Source organism: Lactobacillus sp. W8093 (assembly GCF_016100925.1).
Classification (GTDB): domain Bacteria; phylum Bacillota; class Bacilli; order Lactobacillales; family Lactobacillaceae; genus Lactobacillus; species Lactobacillus helsingborgensis.
On the sequence record NZ_JACFRL010000006.1, the window covers coordinates 57,980 to 75,783 of the forward strand.

17 protein-coding genes are annotated in these 17,804 nt (G+C 37.3%); 16 read left to right on the forward strand and 1 reads right to left on the reverse strand.

Annotation, left to right across the window (positions count from 1 at the left end; translation table 11 throughout):
* The first annotated feature begins 81 nt into the window (after positions 1–81).
* From ymfI to H3T47_RS05360, 10 genes are all read left to right on the forward strand, one after another.
* Positions 82–810 (forward strand): elongation factor P 5-aminopentanone reductase, encoded by a 729-nt coding sequence (ymfI, locus tag H3T47_RS05315; RefSeq protein WP_038521859.1) that lies wholly within the window; start codon positions 82–84, stop codon positions 808–810.
* A gap of 65 nt (positions 811–875) precedes the next feature.
* Positions 876–1,994, forward strand: coding sequence for a RodZ family helix-turn-helix domain-containing protein (locus tag H3T47_RS05320; RefSeq protein WP_038521862.1), 1,119 nt, complete (start codon positions 876–878; stop codon positions 1,992–1,994).
* Between the two features lie 27 nt (positions 1,995–2,021).
* Entirely contained in the window at positions 2,022–2,582 is a 561-nt protein-coding gene (pgsA, locus tag H3T47_RS05325; protein WP_038521864.1) for a CDP-diacylglycerol--glycerol-3-phosphate 3-phosphatidyltransferase, read from the forward strand.
* Positions 2,583–2,741: 159 nt separating this feature from the next.
* Positions 2,742–3,920, forward strand: a complete 1,179-nt coding sequence (locus tag H3T47_RS05330) for an ABC transporter ATP-binding protein (protein ID WP_233335853.1) — start codon at positions 2,742–2,744, stop codon at positions 3,918–3,920.
* Between the two features lies 1 nt (position 3,921).
* Positions 3,922–4,545 (forward strand): ABC transporter permease, encoded by a 624-nt coding sequence (locus H3T47_RS05335; protein ID WP_038521870.1) that lies wholly within the window; start codon positions 3,922–3,924, stop codon positions 4,543–4,545.
* Positions 4,546–4,558: 13 nt separating this feature from the next.
* Positions 4,559–5,494, forward strand: coding sequence for an osmoprotectant ABC transporter substrate-binding protein (locus H3T47_RS05340; RefSeq protein ID WP_199282768.1), 936 nt, complete (start codon positions 4,559–4,561; stop codon positions 5,492–5,494).
* Positions 5,494–6,159: an ABC transporter permease gene (locus H3T47_RS05345; RefSeq protein ID WP_038521875.1), complete on the forward strand. Its 666-nt coding sequence runs from the start codon at positions 5,494–5,496 to the stop codon at positions 6,157–6,159. Before H3T47_RS05340 ends, H3T47_RS05345 begins: the two co-directional genes overlap by 1 nt.
* Before the next feature lie 143 nt (positions 6,160–6,302).
* Complete coding sequence (recA, locus tag H3T47_RS05350; RefSeq protein ID WP_187159169.1) at positions 6,303–7,415, forward strand: recombinase RecA; 1,113 nt, start codon at positions 6,303–6,305, stop codon at positions 7,413–7,415.
* Between the two features lie 132 nt (positions 7,416–7,547).
* Positions 7,548–9,179, forward strand: a complete 1,632-nt coding sequence (gene rny, locus H3T47_RS05355) for a ribonuclease Y (protein WP_187159168.1) — start codon at positions 7,548–7,550, stop codon at positions 9,177–9,179.
* Between the two features lie 105 nt (positions 9,180–9,284).
* The gene (locus tag H3T47_RS05360) at positions 9,285–10,439 is read left to right on the forward strand and encodes a glycosyltransferase family 4 protein (RefSeq protein WP_038521883.1); all 1,155 of its coding nucleotides are present in this window, start codon (positions 9,285–9,287) and stop codon (positions 10,437–10,439) included.
* Between the two features lie 36 nt (positions 10,440–10,475).
* Here H3T47_RS05360 and H3T47_RS05365 read toward each other — a convergent pair whose 3' ends face one another.
* Positions 10,476–11,138 (reverse strand): YigZ family protein, encoded by a 663-nt coding sequence (locus H3T47_RS05365; protein WP_199282769.1) that lies wholly within the window; start codon positions 11,136–11,138, stop codon positions 10,476–10,478.
* Positions 11,139–11,183: 45 nt separating this feature from the next.
* Here H3T47_RS05365 and H3T47_RS05370 point away from each other — a divergent pair, with 45 nt between their 5' ends.
* The 6 genes from H3T47_RS05370 to H3T47_RS05395 all read left to right on the forward strand — a co-directional run bounded on the left by H3T47_RS05370 (position 11,184) and on the right by H3T47_RS05395 (position 17,801).
* Positions 11,184–12,467, forward strand: a complete 1,284-nt coding sequence (locus tag H3T47_RS05370; protein WP_199282770.1) for a helicase-related protein — start codon at positions 11,184–11,186, stop codon at positions 12,465–12,467.
* Positions 12,464–13,153 carry a ComF family protein gene (locus tag H3T47_RS05375; RefSeq protein WP_199282771.1) on the forward strand — a complete coding sequence of 230 codons (690 nt, stop codon included), beginning with the start codon at positions 12,464–12,466 and terminating at the stop codon, positions 13,151–13,153. Before H3T47_RS05370 ends, H3T47_RS05375 begins: the two co-directional genes overlap by 4 nt.
* 93 nt (positions 13,154–13,246) lie before the next feature.
* Positions 13,247–13,795: a ribosome hibernation-promoting factor, HPF/YfiA family gene (gene hpf / locus H3T47_RS05380; protein ID WP_038521893.1), complete on the forward strand. Its 549-nt coding sequence runs from the start codon at positions 13,247–13,249 to the stop codon at positions 13,793–13,795.
* A gap of 131 nt (positions 13,796–13,926) precedes the next feature.
* Complete coding sequence (secA, locus tag H3T47_RS05385; RefSeq protein ID WP_199282772.1) at positions 13,927–16,326, forward strand: preprotein translocase subunit SecA; 2,400 nt, start codon at positions 13,927–13,929, stop codon at positions 16,324–16,326.
* A gap of 77 nt (positions 16,327–16,403) precedes the next feature.
* Positions 16,404–17,520 (forward strand): peptide chain release factor 2 gene (gene prfB / locus H3T47_RS05390; protein WP_199282773.1). Its coding sequence is split into 2 segments (ribosomal slippage): positions 16,404–16,475 and positions 16,477–17,520, totalling 1,116 coding nucleotides; the frame shifts between segments, so codons are not numbered across the junction.
* A gap of 8 nt (positions 17,521–17,528) precedes the next feature.
* A complete protein-coding gene (locus tag H3T47_RS05395; RefSeq protein WP_038521901.1) occupies positions 17,529–17,801 on the forward strand; it encodes a hypothetical protein in 273 nt (90 codons plus the stop codon).
* Positions 17,802–17,804 lie beyond the last annotated feature (3 nt).

Sequence of the window (17,804 nt, forward strand, 5' to 3'; positions counted from 1 at the left end):
CTATAATGACAGACATTTACTGCTGTGCGGTCATCTTCAAAATCTGAATTCATAAAAATAAGTTTAAAAGGAATGTTGTAATTGCAACGAGCGATAGTATTTGGTGCAACTGGTGGGATTGGTCAGGCAATATGCACAGACTTGGCCAGTGCTGGTTGGTCACTTTATGTCCATTGCAGTCAAAATTGGCAAAAAGCCTGCACAATAGCTCAAAAATTAAGTCATAAATATCCCCAGCAGGATTTTATTCCTGTCAAACTTAATTTTCTGGCTAAAAATGACGAATTAAAAGAATTTGTTAACGGGCTTTTACCAGTTAATGCCGCTGTTTTTGCTCAGGGTATTACAGATTATAGCTTTGTCAGCAGTCAATCTTTGACGAGAGTTGATGAAATTTTACAAGTCAATTTGACTGTGCCGGTTAAATTAATTGGGCTGCTTGAGCCAGCTTTGATTAAAAATGATTATAGTCGAATTGTATTTCTGGGCTCTGTTTATGGTGGCTCAGGGAGTGCTATGGAGGCAGTTTATAGCACTTCTAAGGCTGGGCTTGCTCGTTTTGCACAAGCTTATGCCCGTGAAGTCGCTTCAGCTAATTTAACTGTTAATGTCGTTGCCCCGGGAGCTGTGAATACTGCAATGAATTCAATGCTCGCTCCTGAAGCAATGGAAGAAGTTAAAGGCGAAATACCAGCTGGCAGGTTAGCTGAAGGCAAAGATATTTCTTATTGGGTTAAAACGCTACTTGATGCCCAATCCAGCTATTTAACTGGGCAGACAATTTACGTCAGCGGCGGCTGGCTTATTTAAATATAAAAATAATATTGAGTATATGTTATACTCAAAGAGTAAATTATAGATTTAAAGAGGTAACTATGGCAGATATCGGAGATAAATTACGCAGTGCCAGAGAGGCAAAGGGACTTTCAATTGAAGATATTGAAAAAGCAACCAAGATTCAAGGCAGATATCTGACGGCAATTGAGCAAAATGATTTTGATAAACTTCCTGGTGATTTTTACGTAAGAGCTTTTATCAGGCAATATGCTCAAATAGTTGGATTAGACGGCAAAAAGCTTTTAAGTGAATATCATGATGATATTCCTAAATCTGAGCCAGATGAGTTTGTTGAAGATTCAATTGATAATAAAAGCGAAGAAGTTAGCAAGACAACCAATAGTAAGAAAAAGATCTGGCAAGATTACCTTCCGCGGATTATCGTTGGGTTAGGAATTGTTGTCGTTATTCTAGTCTGCTATGTTGTCTATGCCCATTTTTCATCCAGTCGCAATGACAATAATAATGCTGCTAACGATGTAACAGTTTCTTCTGATAATGGCAAACGTCATCATAAGACTAAAAAAGTTAAAAAGAAGACTGTTAAAATTAAAGAATTAGCTACAAATCAATATCAGATTACTGGTTTAAAAAATAACCGTAACTTAGTTGTGCGTGCTGGTAATCAGGCAACTACTGTTTCAATAGCAATGAACGGAGTTAACCAAAGTAGTCAAACTTTGACTGCGGGTCAAAAGCACACGTTGAGAATTCCTGAAACAGCACAAACAGTGGTTGTGACTTTTAGTAACGCGCTAAGTACATCTATTACAATTGGTGGCAGAAAAGTACCATATAACGCTCAAAGTTCAAATCTTGCTTTAACTTTCTATATTGGTAAGAGAACTAATAGTCAAACTAACCAAACTCAGCAGAATCAAAATAATTCTGGTACCACAAATCATAATTCTGAACATAATAGTTCAACTAACCAAAGTCAAGAACATAATCAGTCTACTACCAACCATAATAACGGCAGCAGCACTAATAATTCTGGTTCAACAAGTGGTCAACAAAACAATCAAACTAACCAAAATAACCAGAATAATAATCAATCAAATCACGAAAATAATCAGACGAATAACAACCAAAATACCAATACTCATAGCGGTCATTCTGGAAATAATTCATCTGATGGAAATGATCGTAATGAATAGTTATTATAGTGGGAGGAAAAGTTAAGAATGAATTTGCCTAATAAGTTGACGGTTTTTAGAATTTTGCTAATACCAGTCTTTATGTTAATTGTTATTTTCGGTGGTAATGCCAGTTTTCAATTTGCTGGGAAAACTATCTACTGGAAATTAATTATTGCTGCTATTGTTTTTGCAGTTGCTTCAGCAACTGATTGGTTTGATGGTCACATTGCCAGATCACGCAATTTGGTTACTAATTTCGGTAAATTTGCTGATCCGCTGGCAGACAAAATGCTTACCATGACAGCTTTTATCATGTTAATTTCCTTGAAATTAGCTCCAGCATGGGTAATAGCTATTATTGTTTGTCGCGAATTGGCTGTTACTGGCTTACGACTGATATTGGCAGAAAACAAAGGGCAAGTTATGGCAGCTGCTATGCCCGGTAAAATAAAAACTACTTGCCAAATGTTATCCATCATCTTTCTATTAATTGGTGATATCTATAATATTGGTACAATCTTGCTTTACATAGCTTTGATCTTTACTATTTACTCTGGTTGGGATTATTTCCACAGCTCATGGGATGTTTTTGAAGGCTCCATGTAAATTAAGTAAAAATTAAATATTAAAAAAACACTAACCATGTTAGTGTTTTTTTGCATGAATTCAGGATCATACTCTGCTGTTAAGATGAAAGGTGATTGCTTAAGCGTAAATTAATTGTTAGGATTAAATTAAAAGAATATTGAAGAAGGGGGAAATTTTATGGTAGAAAAAATACCAGTGGTTGAATTTAAGGATGTGTCCAAAATATATCCTAAGATGAAGAATCCAGCTGTTAATCATATTAGTTTTGAAATTGATCAGGGTGATTTTTGCTGCCTGATTGGCACCTCTGGTTCAGGAAAGACTACTTTGATGCGAATGATTAATCGCATGAACAGTGTAACTAAAGGTGAAGTACTTGTTAACGGAAAAAATGTCAAAAGTTTTAATCCCGTCAATTTAAGACGTCACATTGGTTATGTGATTCAAAATAATGGCCTAATGCCACACATGACGATCAAAGAAAACATCGTTCTAGTTCCTAAATTGTTGAAGTGGCCTAAAGAAAATTTGAATGCCGAGGCTAAAAAATTAATTAAAATGGCTGAATTACCAGAATCATATTTGGATCGTTATCCAACTGAACTTTCTGGCGGGCAGCAACAAAGAATTGGTGTAGTTCGTGCACTAGCAGCTAATCAAAATTTAATCTTAATGGATGAGCCTTTTGGAGCTTTGGATCCTATAACGCGGGAAAGTTTGCAAAATTTGGTGCAAAGCCTGCAAATGCAATTAGGCAAAACAATTGTTTTTGTAACTCATGATATGGATGAGGCTTTAAAGTTAGCTACTAAGGTAGTTGTATTACATGATGGAGAGCTGGTACAAGTAGGAACACCGGATCAAATATTGCATCATCCGGCAAATGAATATGTCAAAAGCTTAATTGGTAAAGAACGTTTATCAGAAGCAAAATACGAAACTGTTAAAGTCAAAAACGTGATGTTAACTAATCCGACAAAAATTGATTTGGGTGCTTCACTATCTGATGCTTTGACGATGATGAAAGAAAATCGTGTGGACACTCTTTTGGTAGTAGATCATGATGATCATTTAAAGGGCTATATTTCAATTGATGATCTTCAACGTAACTATTCCCCAACAAATAGTGTTAGTGATATTTTAATAACCAAACTAGGTACAGTAGGACCTGAAGAATATTTGCGTGATAATTTCAGTCGCATCATGAGCCGGAATAAGAGTTATATACCTGTCATTAATTCAGATAAAAAATTAGTTGGTATTCTGACCCGCTCAAGTTTAGTTAACGTAGTTTATGAAAAGATATGGGGAGATAAAAGCCCATTAAAACAGCAATCAGAAAAAGAGGCGAAATAATATGTCTGCCTTTTTTGTACAACATGGTTCGGAACTATTAGTCAAAACGTGGCAGCAAATATACATTTCTGCCATTTCTTTAGCTTTGGGAATAATTGTTGCTATTCCCTTAAGTATTATTTTAATGAAATTTCCGCGAGTAGCTAAAATAGTAATTGCTATTGCTAGTATGTTACAAACCATTCCTGCTCTAGCACTTCTGGCAATGATGATTCCTTTCTTTGGTGTAGGGCGCTTGCCAGCAATAATAGCACTTTTTTTGTATAGTCTAATGCCTATTTTACGTAATACTTATGTTGGTCTCACCGGGGTAAATCAAGATACGATAGATTCTGCCCGGGGTTTAGGTATGACTAATATGCAATTAATTTTAAAAGTTGATATTCCTTTAGCAATGCCTGTCATTATGGCGGGAATCAGACTCTCTGCTATTTATGTTATTGCATGGGCTACTCTTGCTTCATATATTGGAGCAGGTGGTTTGGGCGACTTTATTTTTAACGGACTTAGTCTATATCAAACTGACCTGATTTTTGGGGGTACTATTCCTGTAATTATTTTAGCCCTGTTAACAGATTATCTATTAGGTAAACTTGAACGTAAACTAACGCCAAAGGGAATATAGGGAGGTGCTAATCATGAAAAGATATTTGCAAAAAATATTAGTGATGATTACTGCCTTTTTAATATTGATAACCACGAGTGCATGTGGATTACCCGGTCTTTCTGATAGTGAAGGCAGTCAAGAAAATATCAGAATAACGGCACTTACTACTACTGAATCTCAAGTTATGGCCAATATCATTGCGCAACTTATTGAACACGAAACATCATATAAAACCTCAATAGTTAATAATTTGGGCTCTGCACCAATGCAGCATCAAGCTTTATATCGTCATGATGCTGATATACAAGCTGCCGCTTACGATGGTGGCGAACTAACTGCCAATCTATTGTTACCGGCAATTAAAGATTCTCAAAAAGCAAATAACACTGTCAGACGGGAAGTAAAGAAAAGATGGGATCAAACTTATTTACACACCTATGGCTTTGCAAATAATTATGCTTTTATGGTGAGAGCCAAAGACCAAAAGAAATATCACCTTTACAAAATTTCTGATTTAAAAAAGGTCAAAGATAAGTTTTCTGTTGGTATAGCTTCTGAGTGGATCAATGCTCCCGGTGTGGGTTATCCTGCATTTCAAACGGCCTATGGCATTACTTTTACTAAAGCTCATCCTATGAATATTGGCTTGGTATATTCTGCTTTAAAGAGCGGCAAAATGGATGTCATCTTGGGTTATTCTACGGATGGCCGCATCGACAGTTATCACCTGCACTTGTTAAAAGATGATAAACATTTCTTTCCCCCATATAATTGTGGCATGTTAATTAATAATTATATATTAAGGCAGCACCCTGAATTAAAACCAATACTGAAACGCTTGGTTGGAAATGTAAGTGTGCATGATATTCGTAAAATGAATTACCAAGTAGATGATAAACTGCTTGAACCAGCTACTGTAGCTCACCAGTTCTTGGTAAAACATAATTACTTTAGGGGGGAGAAATAATGTCTCATTTATCTTTATGGCAACAATTTATTTATTATTACGCCCATAATGGCAGTTACGTATTAACACAATTTAATCGCACTTTTTTAATTTCAATTTACGGTGTTCTATTTGCTGCGGTGATCGGTATTCCTGTGGGAATTTTTATCTCTCGTAATGGTCATTTAGGTGATTTTGTGGTTGGAATTGCCAACTTTATCCAAACCATTCCTTCCCTTGCTCTCTTATCTATTGTCATGATTGGTTTAGGGTTAGGCGTTATGACCGTGATTGTCACAGTGACGCTTTATTCACTTTTGCCCATAATTAAAAACACTTATACTGGCATGAGTAACGTCAACAAAAACGTCATTGATTCAGGAAAAGGAATGGGCATGACTAAGTTTCAGTTACTTTATATGGTGCGCTTGCCTTTATCGATGTCAGTGATAATAGCCGGTTTAAAAAATGCGCTGGTAATTGCTATTGGTATTACATCAATTGGTTCATTTGTCGGTGCTGGCGGATTAGGTGATATTATTATTCGTGGTACTAATGCCACTAATGGTAGTGCAATTATATTAGCTGGTGCTCTCCCTACAGCCTTGATGGCGATTTTAGCTGACATTATTTTGAATTTTCTCCAAAAACTGTTACAACCAAAAGGGTTAAAGAAAATAAATTAAAAAAAGGCCGAAAATTTTGCGTAATTATTATTGTGAATAAAAATATTAAACATTTGTTCGCTTTTTCCTTGCAAATATACACTAAAGCAAAGTATAATTATTAGGTACTAAAATAATGAAACTAATTAGAGGAGGACAAAGTCTTGGCCAAAGATGAAAAACAGGCCGCATTGGAAAATGCGCTTAAGAAAATTGAGAAAAATTTTGGTAAAGGCGCCGTTATGCGAATGGGCGATAAGGCCGATACTAAGATTTCGACTATTCCCTCAGGCTCGCTTGCTCTTGATGCAGCCTTGGGTGTTGGCGGCTATCCCCGGGGTAGAATTGTAGAAATATATGGACCAGAGTCTTCTGGTAAAACTACTGTTGCGCTACATGCGGTAGCTGAAGTGCAAAAAAGAGGCGGAACTGCTGCTTATATTGATGCTGAAAATGCCATGGATCCGGCATATGCCGAAGCTTTAGGCGTTGATGTTGACTCACTAATCTTATCTCAACCCAATACTGGTGAAGAAGGATTGCAAATTGCTGATACTTTAATTACAAGTGGCGCAATTGATATTTTAGTTGTTGATTCGGTTGCAGCACTTGTACCTCAAGCCGAAATTGACGGAGAAATGGGCGATAGCCATGTTGGTCTGCAAGCTCGATTGATGAGCCAAGCCCTCCGTAAACTTTCTGGTAATATCAATAAGACTAAAACTATTGCGATTTTTATTAACCAAATTCGTGAAAAAGTCGGTATTATGTTTGGTAATCCTGAAACTACCCCTGGTGGTCGTGCGCTTAAGTTCTACGCAACTATTCGATTGGAGATTAGGAGAGCTGAAAAGATTAAGCAAACTGGTGGTGAAATCACCGGTAACCGTGTGAAAATTAAAGTTGTCAAAAATAAGGTTGCCCCACCGTTTAAAGTTGCTGAAGTTGATATGATGTACGGCAAAGGTATCTCTCAAAGTGGTGAACTTCTTGATATGGCAGCCGACAAAGACATTATCGCAAAGGCTGGTTCATGGTATTCATATAACGATGAACGAATTGGACAAGGGCGCGAAAACGCTAAAAAGTATCTGGAAGATAATCCGGAAATTTATGATGAAGTGCAGAAGCAGGTTCGTCAGGCCTACGGTATTGATGAGGAATCAGTTGCTGAGCGCGAAGACCCAGAAAAAATAAAAGAGAAAAAAGCTAAAAACGCTGCAAATACAGAAAAGGAAGCTTCTGCTAAAAAAGAAGCCGACAGCAAAAGCAATTAGTTTTGAAGAAATAGACCTTGACTTGTGAAAACAAGTTAAGGTTTTTTCTTGTCGTTTGACATAATCCCCGTGGTTCTTTATCATTAATATTGTGTGAATAATCTAAAAAAATAAAAAAAGGCGATAGAAATCATGACAAGTAAATTTTTGATTCCCGTCGCGATTGCTATTATTTCAATTATATTAGGCATAGTTATTGGTTATGTTATCCGTAAAAGTGCTTGGGAGAAAAAAGCCCGGAACGCCCAAAACGATGCCGATCATATTTTAAGCGAAGCTAAAGCACGAGTTGATGCTGCAAAAGCTGAAGTCAATGCACAGAAGCAAGCAGCTGATGCTATAAAACAAAGTGCACAAAACACAAAGAAAGAAAAGATTCTTGAAGCGCAAGAGCAAATTCAGGATTACCGACAAAAAGTTGAAGATGAATTAAACGATAAGCGTGATACGATTGCGCGTGATCAAAATCGTTTAACACAAAGAGAGGATACTCTCGATCATAAGAACTCTTTGCTAAAAGAAAAAGAGGACGATTTAGCTAAAAAAGACGAACAGTTAGAAAAAAAGCAAACTGAATTAACCACTAAATTACAAAAAGCTGATGAATTAGTTGAACAGACTTCACAAAAGCTTTATGAAGTAGCTCATTTAGACAAGGAACAGGCCAAAAAGCTGGTTCTAAATCAATTAGCAGATGAGCTAGTTAAAGAGCGGGCTGAAATGATTAGCAACAGCAATGAAGAAGTAAAAGCGAAGGCTGATCATTATGCTCGTAAAATAATTATTGATGCTATTCAAAGCAGCTCAGCTGATACAGTGGCTGAAACCACAGTATCAGTGGTAGATTTACCTAATGAAGAAATGAAGGGTCGAATTATTGGTCGTGAAGGACGCAATATTAGATCATTTGAAGCACTCACAGGAGTAGATTTAATAATTGATGATACTCCTAAAGTTGTAACACTAAGCGGTTTTGATGCGATTAGGCGTGAAATTGCTAAAAGGGCAATGGAACGCCTGATTAAAGACGGACGAATTCATCCGGCTAGAATTGAAGAGACAGTTGATAAGGCTCGTAAAGAAGTTAATGATGACATTTACGAAGCGGGCGAAAGCGCTCTAATGGAGTTAGGTATTCATAAAATGAATCCTGAGTTGGTTAAAATATTGGGTAGGCTCAAATACCGGACATCTTATGGTCAAAATGTATTGGGACACTCAATTGAAGTTGCAAAGTTAGCTGGAACAATGGCTGCGGAGCTTGGATTAAATGAAAAATTAGCGGTTCGCGCGGGATTATTACACGATATTGGAAAAGCAGTCGACCATGATATTGAAGGTTCACACGTAGAAATAGGCGTGGAATTGACAAGAAAATATCATGAGCCGGATGTGGTTGTTAATGCAATTGCGGCGCATCACGGGGATGTGCCTAAGTTATCATTTATTGCTGAATTGGTAGTGGCAGCAGATACGATTTCTTCTGCAAGACCCGGTGCCAGAAGTGAAAGTTTGGAGAATTACATTAGAAGACTGACTGACCTTGAGCAAATAGCAAATAGGTATGATGGAGTTAAACAGGCATACGCTATTCAAGCTGGGCGAGAAGTGCGGGTGATGGTTGAACCCGATAAGATTTCAGACGATCGCATTACAGTTTTAGCACGTGATATTCGTAATCAGATTGAAAAAGAACTTGATTACCCAGGTAATATTAAAATAACAGTTATTCGTGAAAAACGTGCTGTATCAATTGCAAAATAAAGAAAGAGGATTGAACCTAAAGAATTCAATCCTTTTTAGTTGTAATTTGTGCATTTTTATTCCACCCTGTATAATTAAGACAACTATAAATGAAAGTAGCCGACCATGTTTAAAATTATTGTTGAATTATTCTTTTTGGTGATTATCCAAGCAGCGATTACGCCTTTTATTAGAAGATTAGCTTTTGTATTAGGTGCAGTTGACATTCCCAACAAAAGAAGGGTAAACAAAAAACCAATGCCGACTTTAGGCGGATTGGGTATTTTTGTGACTTTTAATATTGGTGCTTTTATTCTTTTACGTGATCAATTTCCTACACACGAGGCGTTCAGTATCCTTCTAGGTTCTAGCGTAATCGTTCTAACTGGTATAATCGACGATATTATGGAATTGAAGCCAAGACAAAAAATGCTGGGCATCTTTATTGGCGCCTTAGTCATTTATTTTCTTGCCGGCATCAAAATGAATGTTCTCAATCTGCCATTTTTAAATAAACAAATAAATTTAGGTTGGTGGAGTTTACCAATTACTATTTTTTGGATATTGGCCTTAACTAATGCAGTTGACCTCATTGACGGTCTTGATGGCTTGGCAGACGGCGTTTCAATGATTTCACTGATAACAATGGGAATTGTCGGCTACTTCTTTTTGCATACGGGGCAGCTCTATATTCCAATCGGTTGTTTCATGCTGGCAGCCTGTTTACTTGGGTTTTTACCATATAACTTTCATCCGGCAAAAATATTTTTAGGTGACACTGGTGCACTATATATTGGGTTTATGATTGCGGTTTTTTCGCTTAAAGGTTTAAAAAATGTCACCTTTATCTCGTTATTAGTACCTGTCACTATTTTAGGCGTGCCGATCACAGATACTATTTACGCCATGATACGCCGCAAATTAAATAATCGGCCCGTCTCTCAAGCAGATAAGCACCATTTACACCACCAATTAATGAAAATGGGTTTGACACACAGGCAAACTGTTTTAACCATTTACGCGTTGTCACTTATTTTTTCATTTATTTCCCTCTTATTCTTGCTGTCACCAATGTGGGGGATGTGGGTCCTAATTGCTGGTCTGGCTGTTGCTCTAGAATTTTTCGTGGAGTCAATTGGACTGCTGGGGGAAAAATATAAACCGCTGATGAATTTGACGCAAAAATTAATCAATTCCCGGAGTAAGAAAGACCCCACTGTGGAAGTTTGGCACCTTGGGCAAGATAAGCCTGAACAGTTAAAAAAGAAAAAGAAAGATTAAGTTGGAACGGATTCACAAATACTTGTGGGTCGTTTTTTATTGGTCGTGATAATTGAAATTAGCAATGTCAATTTCGTTATACCTTTTGGGCACCAGTTCAAAATTTACTTTGCCAGCTAGCAGATTGTTTAAGTCATTTTTAAGCTGCTCTAATTTATTTTCATCAATAAAGAGCGTAATGGCTACCTTGACGCCGTATTCTATTTGATCAATAAAAATTTGATTTTGCTTTAGATAGTATTGGATCTCATCGAAATTTTTATAATCCACCTGAAATTTAAGGCCTTGTTGCTGAACACGTTTAACCACGCCTATTGCTTCCGCAGCTTTTGTCACACTGTTGGAATAAGCGCGAATTAACCCTCCGGCTCCCAATTTAATTCCGCCAAAATACCGGGTAACAACAACAGTAACATTTTTAAGTTTCATTAATTGCAATGCTTTTAATTCCGGTACGCCCGCTGTTCCTGAAGGTTCACCGTTGTCACTGGCTTTGACCTGGTCATCATTTAGCCCGATTGTATAAGCAAAGGTATTATGAGTGGCGTCATGGTATTTTTGCGAAATAGTAGCAATTGCCTGATCTGCTTCTTCAACCGTTTGCGTTCGAACTAGAGTGGCAATAAAGCGACTTTTCTTGATGATTATTTCATGTGTGCCGTTTTGTTTGATAGTTAAGTAATTTTGCTGATCTTTCAAAAGATTTTTCTCCTTTTTTGCGTATTTAATAATTGGAGGACAGAAATGGAAAATATCTCTCAACTTGCTGGTCGCCAGTGGCTTAGCAGTCAAATGGATTGTAGCATAAAGGAAGGCTTAACTAAAACTAGGGCAATCAAGCACGGTCACTGCTTACGTTGCGGGGCAAGGGTTTATGCCAAATTACCCAATGGCAAAAAGTATTGCAGGGCTTGTATTGGTTTAGGAAGAATAGTCGCAGATGATTTCTTAATACGCAATGAACAGGCAATTAAATTTCCTGCAAAAGAAAATGGGGGGTTGACTTGGAAAGGTAAGCTGACTAATTCACAGGCAAGGATAGCACGCAATTTAATTCGTAATTATATTGCTAAAAAAGATTCACTTGTTCATGCTGTAACTGGTGCCGGTAAGACAGAAATGTTATTTCCACTGGTAGCTTATAGTTTAAAAAACGGTGAAAGGTGCTGTATTGCCACTCCCCGCATTGACGTTGTTAATGAACTCTATCCTCGTTTTAAAGCTGCTTTTGATGAGATAAAAATTAGTAAATATCACGGGCGCGAATATCAAGAACCTGAAGCAGACCAATTAACGCTTTGTACAACACACCAATTATTAAAATACTTTCATGCCTTTGATTTATTAATAATTGATGAGTCAGATTCTTTTCCTTATGTTAACAACTCTATGCTTCATTTTGCCGCCCAAAATGCCATTAAGCTTACTGGTAAAAGGGTATTTCTCACTGCTACGCCTACCGGTGATTTATTATCCTCTGTCAAAGCAGGAAAGATCCACCTTTTAAAATTAAAAAGACGCTTTCATGGTCATCCCTTACCCGTACCAAGGGAAAAATTGTTTCTACGTCCTTTTTTGCGCAACCAAAAAATTCACTCCCGCCTGACAGCTGAGATTATTAAAGTCATTCAAGCAGGACACCCATTACTCCTTTTTGTTCCGAGAATTAATCAGATTGGGCCTTATATCGCCGCACTCAAAAAAATACCGGAGCTTGCTGAAATTAAAATTGCCGGTGTACATGCAAATGACGCTGAAAGAATTGCCAAAGTCGACCAATTTAGAAGTGGGCAAATACAATTATTAGTTACTACTACAATTTTAGAACGCGGGGTAACTTTCAATCATGTGTGGGTCATTGTTGTGCAGGCAGATGATAAAATTTATACTTCTTCAAGTTTAGTACAAATTGCCGGTAGAGTAGGACGCGCTAAAAATGATCCCGAGGGTCTAGTGCTGTTTTGTTATCAAAAATACACTTCTTGTATTCGCTCTGCCGTGAAGCAAATTCGTGGGATGAATCAATGACCAAGTGTTTATTATGCGGGCGATATTATACTGCAAAATTATCATTTACCAGCCTGTTTTCTATTAGCAAATGTCAGGAGGGCGGCATTTGTCCGAACTGTCTGTCAAAGTTCGATCCAGTGCCTGCTCAGCATTGCCCTATTTGTTATGGCAAAGCAGAAAATAATGAATTGTGTCTAGATTGCAGAAACTGGCGCCAGCTTTATGGGAATGATTTGTTAAGCAATCAGTCTGTATATTTATATAACGCGGCTTTTCATGACCTAATGGTGAATTATAAACGTTATGGTGACTATTATTTGTCTTATGTTTTGCAAACTCTCTGCTCAAATCAACTGAATAAAATAAAAGCTGACCTTTACATCCCTGTCCCCACTTCTTCTGAACATATTGCTAAAAGACAATTTGATACCATCAGTGCTATTTACGATAATCTGGTTCCGCTGACGCACATGTTGAGTAAGATCTCCGGATTTGGAGCTCAAGGAGAAAAAAATCGTCTTGAAAGATTAGCAAGTAAACAAACCTTTTTTGTTAAGGAAAACTTTAAAGTTGATAGGAAAAGCTACCGGGTTCTTTTATTAGATGATATCTATACTACAGGCAGAACACTTTACCACGCGCGTGACGCTTTGAAAAAAGTTCTGCCCAATGCAAAAATTAGTAGTTTTACCTTATGCAGATAGAATAAAATTGTTCAGCGCTTTCATGTTTTGTTATAATTTTGCTATAATAAAGGTAACATAAGACTGCATAAGCAGTTGAAAGGAGAATCTCAAATGTTAAAGTATAATGTTCGTGGTGAAAATATTGAGGTAACTGATGCTTTAAGAAGTTATGTCGAAAAGCGCCTTAAGAAATTGGAAAAATATTTCGATTTAAATCAGGATATGATTGCCCATGTAAATTTGAAGGTTTATCGTGATCATAAGGCTAAAGTTGAGGTCACCATACCACTACCATACTTAGTATTGAGAGCTGAAGAAACAACTGACGATATGTACCGGAGCATTGACTTTGTTTCTGAAAAATTAGAAAGACAAATCAGAAAGTACAAGACCCGTGTAAATCGTAAGAGTCGTGAAAAAGGTTTTAATGATTTCTTCGTTGAGAGCGCTGAAGAAAGTTCAAAAGATAAAGAGAATAACGAATTTACAATTGTACGTAATAAGCAAATAGGTTTAAAACCTATGAGCCCAGAAGAAGCTATTTTACAAATGAACATGCTTGAGCATGATTTCTTTGTTTTCCAAGATGGTGAAACTAACGGCACCAGTGTGGTTTATCGCAGAAATGATGGTCGTTACGGTTTGATTGAAACAAAATAAAAATAATATAATTCAAGCAAGGGCCCCGCATTTAGTGTGAGGTCTTTGTTTTGTTTATTTTTAATTTAGCGCTAATCATGGTAAAATTATCTTGTGTTTTTATACTTTAACTACATATAAGGATCGATTAAATGGTAAACATTTTAAAGAAACTATACAATAACGATAAAAGAGAACTGAAAAAATTTGAAAAAATTGCTAGTAAAGTGGAAAGTCATGCTGAAGAGTATGGCAAACTTTCAGATGAGGAATTACAGGCAAAAACACCTGAATTTCGTGACCGTTTGCAAAACGGTGAGAGCTTAGATTCACTTTTGCCAGAGGCTTTTGCAGTTGCTCGAGAAGGTGCTAAACGAGTATTAGGGTTATATCCGTTTCACGTTCAAGTGCTAGGTGGTATTGCCTTACACTATGGTAACATTGCCGAAATGATGACCGGTGAAGGTAAGACATTAACTGCGACTATGCCTGTGTATTTAAATGCCTTAACTGGCAAGGGCGTTCACGTTGTTACCGTCAACGAATACTTGTCAAGTCGTGATGCTGAGGAAATGGGTCAACTATATAAGTGGCTCGGTTTAACTGTTGGTCTTAACTTGAATGCCATGTCACCTGATGAAAAAAGAGAAGCCTACAGCTGCGATGTAACTTATTCCACCAACTCTGAACTCGGCTTTGATTATTTGCGTGACAATATGGTTGTTTACAAAGAACAAATGGTTCAACGTGAACTTAACTATGCTATCATCGATGAGGTTGACTCAATTTTGATTGATGAAGCCAGAACGCCATTAATTATTTCAGGTGAAGCTGAACAGGCAAACGGTGATTACATCCGTGCTGATCGTTTTGTTAAAACTCTTCAAGAAGATAAGAGTGACGATGATGCAGATGATGATAAAGATTATGGTGACTATAAAATTGACTGGCCGACTAAAACCATTTCTTTAACTAGGACAGGTATTCAAAAAGCCTGTGACCATTTCGGCCTTAAAAATCTTTACGATGTTGAAAATCAAAAATTGGTTCACCATATCGATCAAGCTTTGCGCGCAAATTATATTATGCTCAAAGATATTGATTATGTGGTCCAAGATGGCGAAGTCTTAATCGTTGATTCTTTCACTGGGCGTGTTATGCAGGGTCGGCGTTATTCTGACGGATTGCACCAGGCTATTGAAGCTAAAGAAGGCGTAAAAATTCAGGAAGAATCTAAGACGCAAGCCACAATTACTTACCAGAACTTCTTTAGAATGTACAAAAAGCTGGCGGGAATGACCGGTACTGCTAAAACTGAAGAAGAAGAATTCCGTGAAATTTACAATATGCAGGTAATTACTATCCCAACTAACCGTCCACTAATTAGAAAGGATAATCCTGATATTCTTTACCCGACTTTGTCATCGAAATTTGCGGCAGTCGTTAATGAAATTAAGGAACGTCATAGTAATGGTCAACCAGTTCTAGTTGGTACCGTTGCGGTTGAAAGCTCTGAAAGACTAAGTAAATTGCTGGACAAAGAAGGAATTCCACACGCTGTTTTAAATGCTAAAAATCACGCTAAAGAAGCTCAGATTATTATGAATGCGGGACAACGTGGTGCGGTTACTATTGCTACCAACATGGCTGGTCGTGGTACTGACATCAAATTGGGGCCTGGTGTCAAAGAATTAGGCGGACTTTCAGTTATTGGTACTGAGCGTCATGAATCACGTAGAATTGATAATCAATTGCGTGGTCGGTCTGGTCGTCAGGGTGATCCCGGCGTTACACGTTTTTACCTTTCACTTGAAGATGATCTGATGAAACGTTTCGGTGGCGACAGAGTTAAAGACTTCCTTGACCGTTTGTCTGATAATGATGATGATAAGGTAATCGAGAGCCGCTTAATTACAAGGCAAGTTGAATCAGCGCAAAAACGGGTTGAAGGAAATAACTATGATACTCGTAAACAAACACTGCAATACGATGATGTTATGCGTATTCAACGTGAAATTATTTACGGTGAACGGATGCAGGTTATTGGAGAAGATAAGTCTCTTAAAGATGTTTTAATTCCGATGATCCGCCGCACTATCAATAGCCAAGTGGATATGTTTACACAGGGCGATCGCAGTAAATGGCGACTTGATTCCTTACGGGACTTCATCTCATCCAGTTTGACCAATGAAGAAGAAACTGATGCAATTGACTTCAAGACAATAACGGTTCCTGATTTGAAGCAGAAACTGTATGATATCGTTGAAGCAAATTATGAAGAAAAAGAAGAAATTTTAGCTGATCCTTCAGACATGCTTGAGTTTGAAAAAGTAGTTATTTTACGAGTCGTAGACGACCGCTGGACTGATCATATAGATGCTATGGATCAATTGCGCCAATCAATTAGTTTACGGGGATATGGTCAGTTGAATCCACTGGTTGAATATCAGGATTCAGGCTACAACATGTTTGAAGAAATGATTTCAAATATTGAGTTTGACGTAACTCGCTTATTTATGAAAGCTGAAATTAGACAAAATCTTAGTCGTTAATAATTAAGATGGAAGAGAAAGCAGCTGCTTTCTCTTTTTTACTGAAAATTTATGGGATAAAGGAGTTCATGCAACTAATGGAATTAAGCGAAATTCAAAATGATTTAGATAATTTAAAAAAGCGATTAGATCGCTTTAGGGGGTCTCTTTGACTTAGATTCTATTAATGAAAATATCATTGTAAATGAAAATAAAATGCAGGAACCATCGTTTTGGGATGATCAAGAAAAAGCGCAAAGTTTAATTAGCGCAACCAATTTATTAAAGGAAAAACGCGATTCTTTTATTAAATTGCAGACTGACTATCAAAATGAAATAACAGCAATTGAATTACTGCGAGAAGAACCAGATAAAGATTTGCAAGATGAAGTAGAAACTGATTTGCAAAAATTACAATCTGAATTTCACAATTACGAATTAGATTTGCTCTTGTCGGGCAAGTATGATAGTCACAATGCTTTGATCGAAATACACCCAGGTGCTGGTGGCACTGAAGCGATGGACTGGGGACAAATGCTGTTAAGAATGTATCAGCGCTATGCGGATATTTGCGGTTTTAAGTTTGAAATAAATAATTATGAACCTGGCGAAGAAGCAGGCCTTAAAAGCGTCAGCGCTAAAGTTAGTGGTAAGAATGCGTATGGCTTAATGAAGTCTGAAAACGGTGTTCACCGCTTAGTAAGAATTTCACCATTTGATTCCGCTAAAAGAAGGCATACATCCTTTGCATCGGTAGAAGTTATTCCAGAAATTGATGATAGTATTAAAGTTGATATCAATCCCAAGGATTTACGGATTGATGTTTACCGCTCTAGTGGTGCTGGTGGCCAGCACATTAACAAGACTTCAAGTGCTGTCAGAATTACCCACTTGCCCACAGGCTTTGTGACCACATCACAAGCTCAGCGCTCACAACTGCAGAACCGTGAAACCGCCATGAATGAGCTGAGAGCAAAGCTGTTTCACTTGGAAGAAGAAAAAAAGCGTCAGCATAAGCAGGCGCTTAAAGGTGATCAAAAAGAAATTGGTTGGGGCTCCCAAATTCGTTCTTATGTTTTTCATCCTTACAATTTGGTTAAAGATTTACGTACAGGCTATGAAACCTCAGATACAAGTGGTGTAATGGATGGCAAGCTGCAACCATTTGTTTATTCATATTTGCAATGGCTTCTGAGCCAGGAGAATCCAGAGTAGGTGATTAAATGAGTTTTTGGGGAATTGTTGGTTTAGTTTTTCTAGCTGTGGTGATTTTAAGTTTCATTTTCGCACTATTTCACATGTTCTTTATGATATTGCCGGCAGCTTTAGTAATTATCGGTATCATTTGGTTGATCAATCATTTTACTAAAAAAGATGATGACAATATGAGTGCTAATTCTAATTTTGATCAATGGCATAATTGGGGTGAAAATAAAGAACCCCGACCAAAACGTAAAAAAGTACGGGATGCTAAAACTAAAGATGTCGACAAGTAAAAA

Excerpts from the sequence above, each read along its gene's own strand:
- H3T47_RS05320 (WP_038521862.1), top strand. The coding sequence starts at position 876 with ATGGCAGATATCGGAGATAAATTACGCAGTGCCAGAGAGGCAAAGGGA.
- pgsA (WP_038521864.1), top strand. The coding sequence starts at position 2,022 with ATGAATTTGCCTAATAAGTTGACGGTTTTTAGAATTTTGCTAATACCA.
- H3T47_RS05330 (WP_233335853.1), top strand. The coding sequence starts at position 2,742 with ATGGTAGAAAAAATACCAGTGGTTGAATTTAAGGATGTGTCCAAAATA.
- H3T47_RS05335 (WP_038521870.1), top strand. The coding sequence starts at position 3,922 with ATGTCTGCCTTTTTTGTACAACATGGTTCGGAACTATTAGTCAAAACG.
- H3T47_RS05340 (WP_199282768.1), top strand. The coding sequence starts at position 4,559 with ATGAAAAGATATTTGCAAAAAATATTAGTGATGATTACTGCCTTTTTA.
- H3T47_RS05345 (WP_038521875.1), top strand. The coding sequence starts at position 5,494 with ATGTCTCATTTATCTTTATGGCAACAATTTATTTATTATTACGCCCAT.
- rny (WP_187159168.1), top strand. The coding sequence starts at position 7,548 with ATGACAAGTAAATTTTTGATTCCCGTCGCGATTGCTATTATTTCAATT.
- H3T47_RS05360 (WP_038521883.1), top strand. The coding sequence starts at position 9,285 with ATGTTTAAAATTATTGTTGAATTATTCTTTTTGGTGATTATCCAAGCA.
- H3T47_RS05370 (WP_199282770.1), top strand. The coding sequence starts at position 11,184 with ATGGAAAATATCTCTCAACTTGCTGGTCGCCAGTGGCTTAGCAGTCAA.
- H3T47_RS05375 (WP_199282771.1), top strand. The coding sequence starts at position 12,464 with ATGACCAAGTGTTTATTATGCGGGCGATATTATACTGCAAAATTATCA.
- hpf (WP_038521893.1), top strand. The coding sequence starts at position 13,247 with ATGTTAAAGTATAATGTTCGTGGTGAAAATATTGAGGTAACTGATGCT.
- secA (WP_199282772.1), top strand. The coding sequence starts at position 13,927 with ATGGTAAACATTTTAAAGAAACTATACAATAACGATAAAAGAGAACTG.
- H3T47_RS05395 (WP_038521901.1), top strand. The coding sequence starts at position 17,529 with ATGAGTTTTTGGGGAATTGTTGGTTTAGTTTTTCTAGCTGTGGTGATT.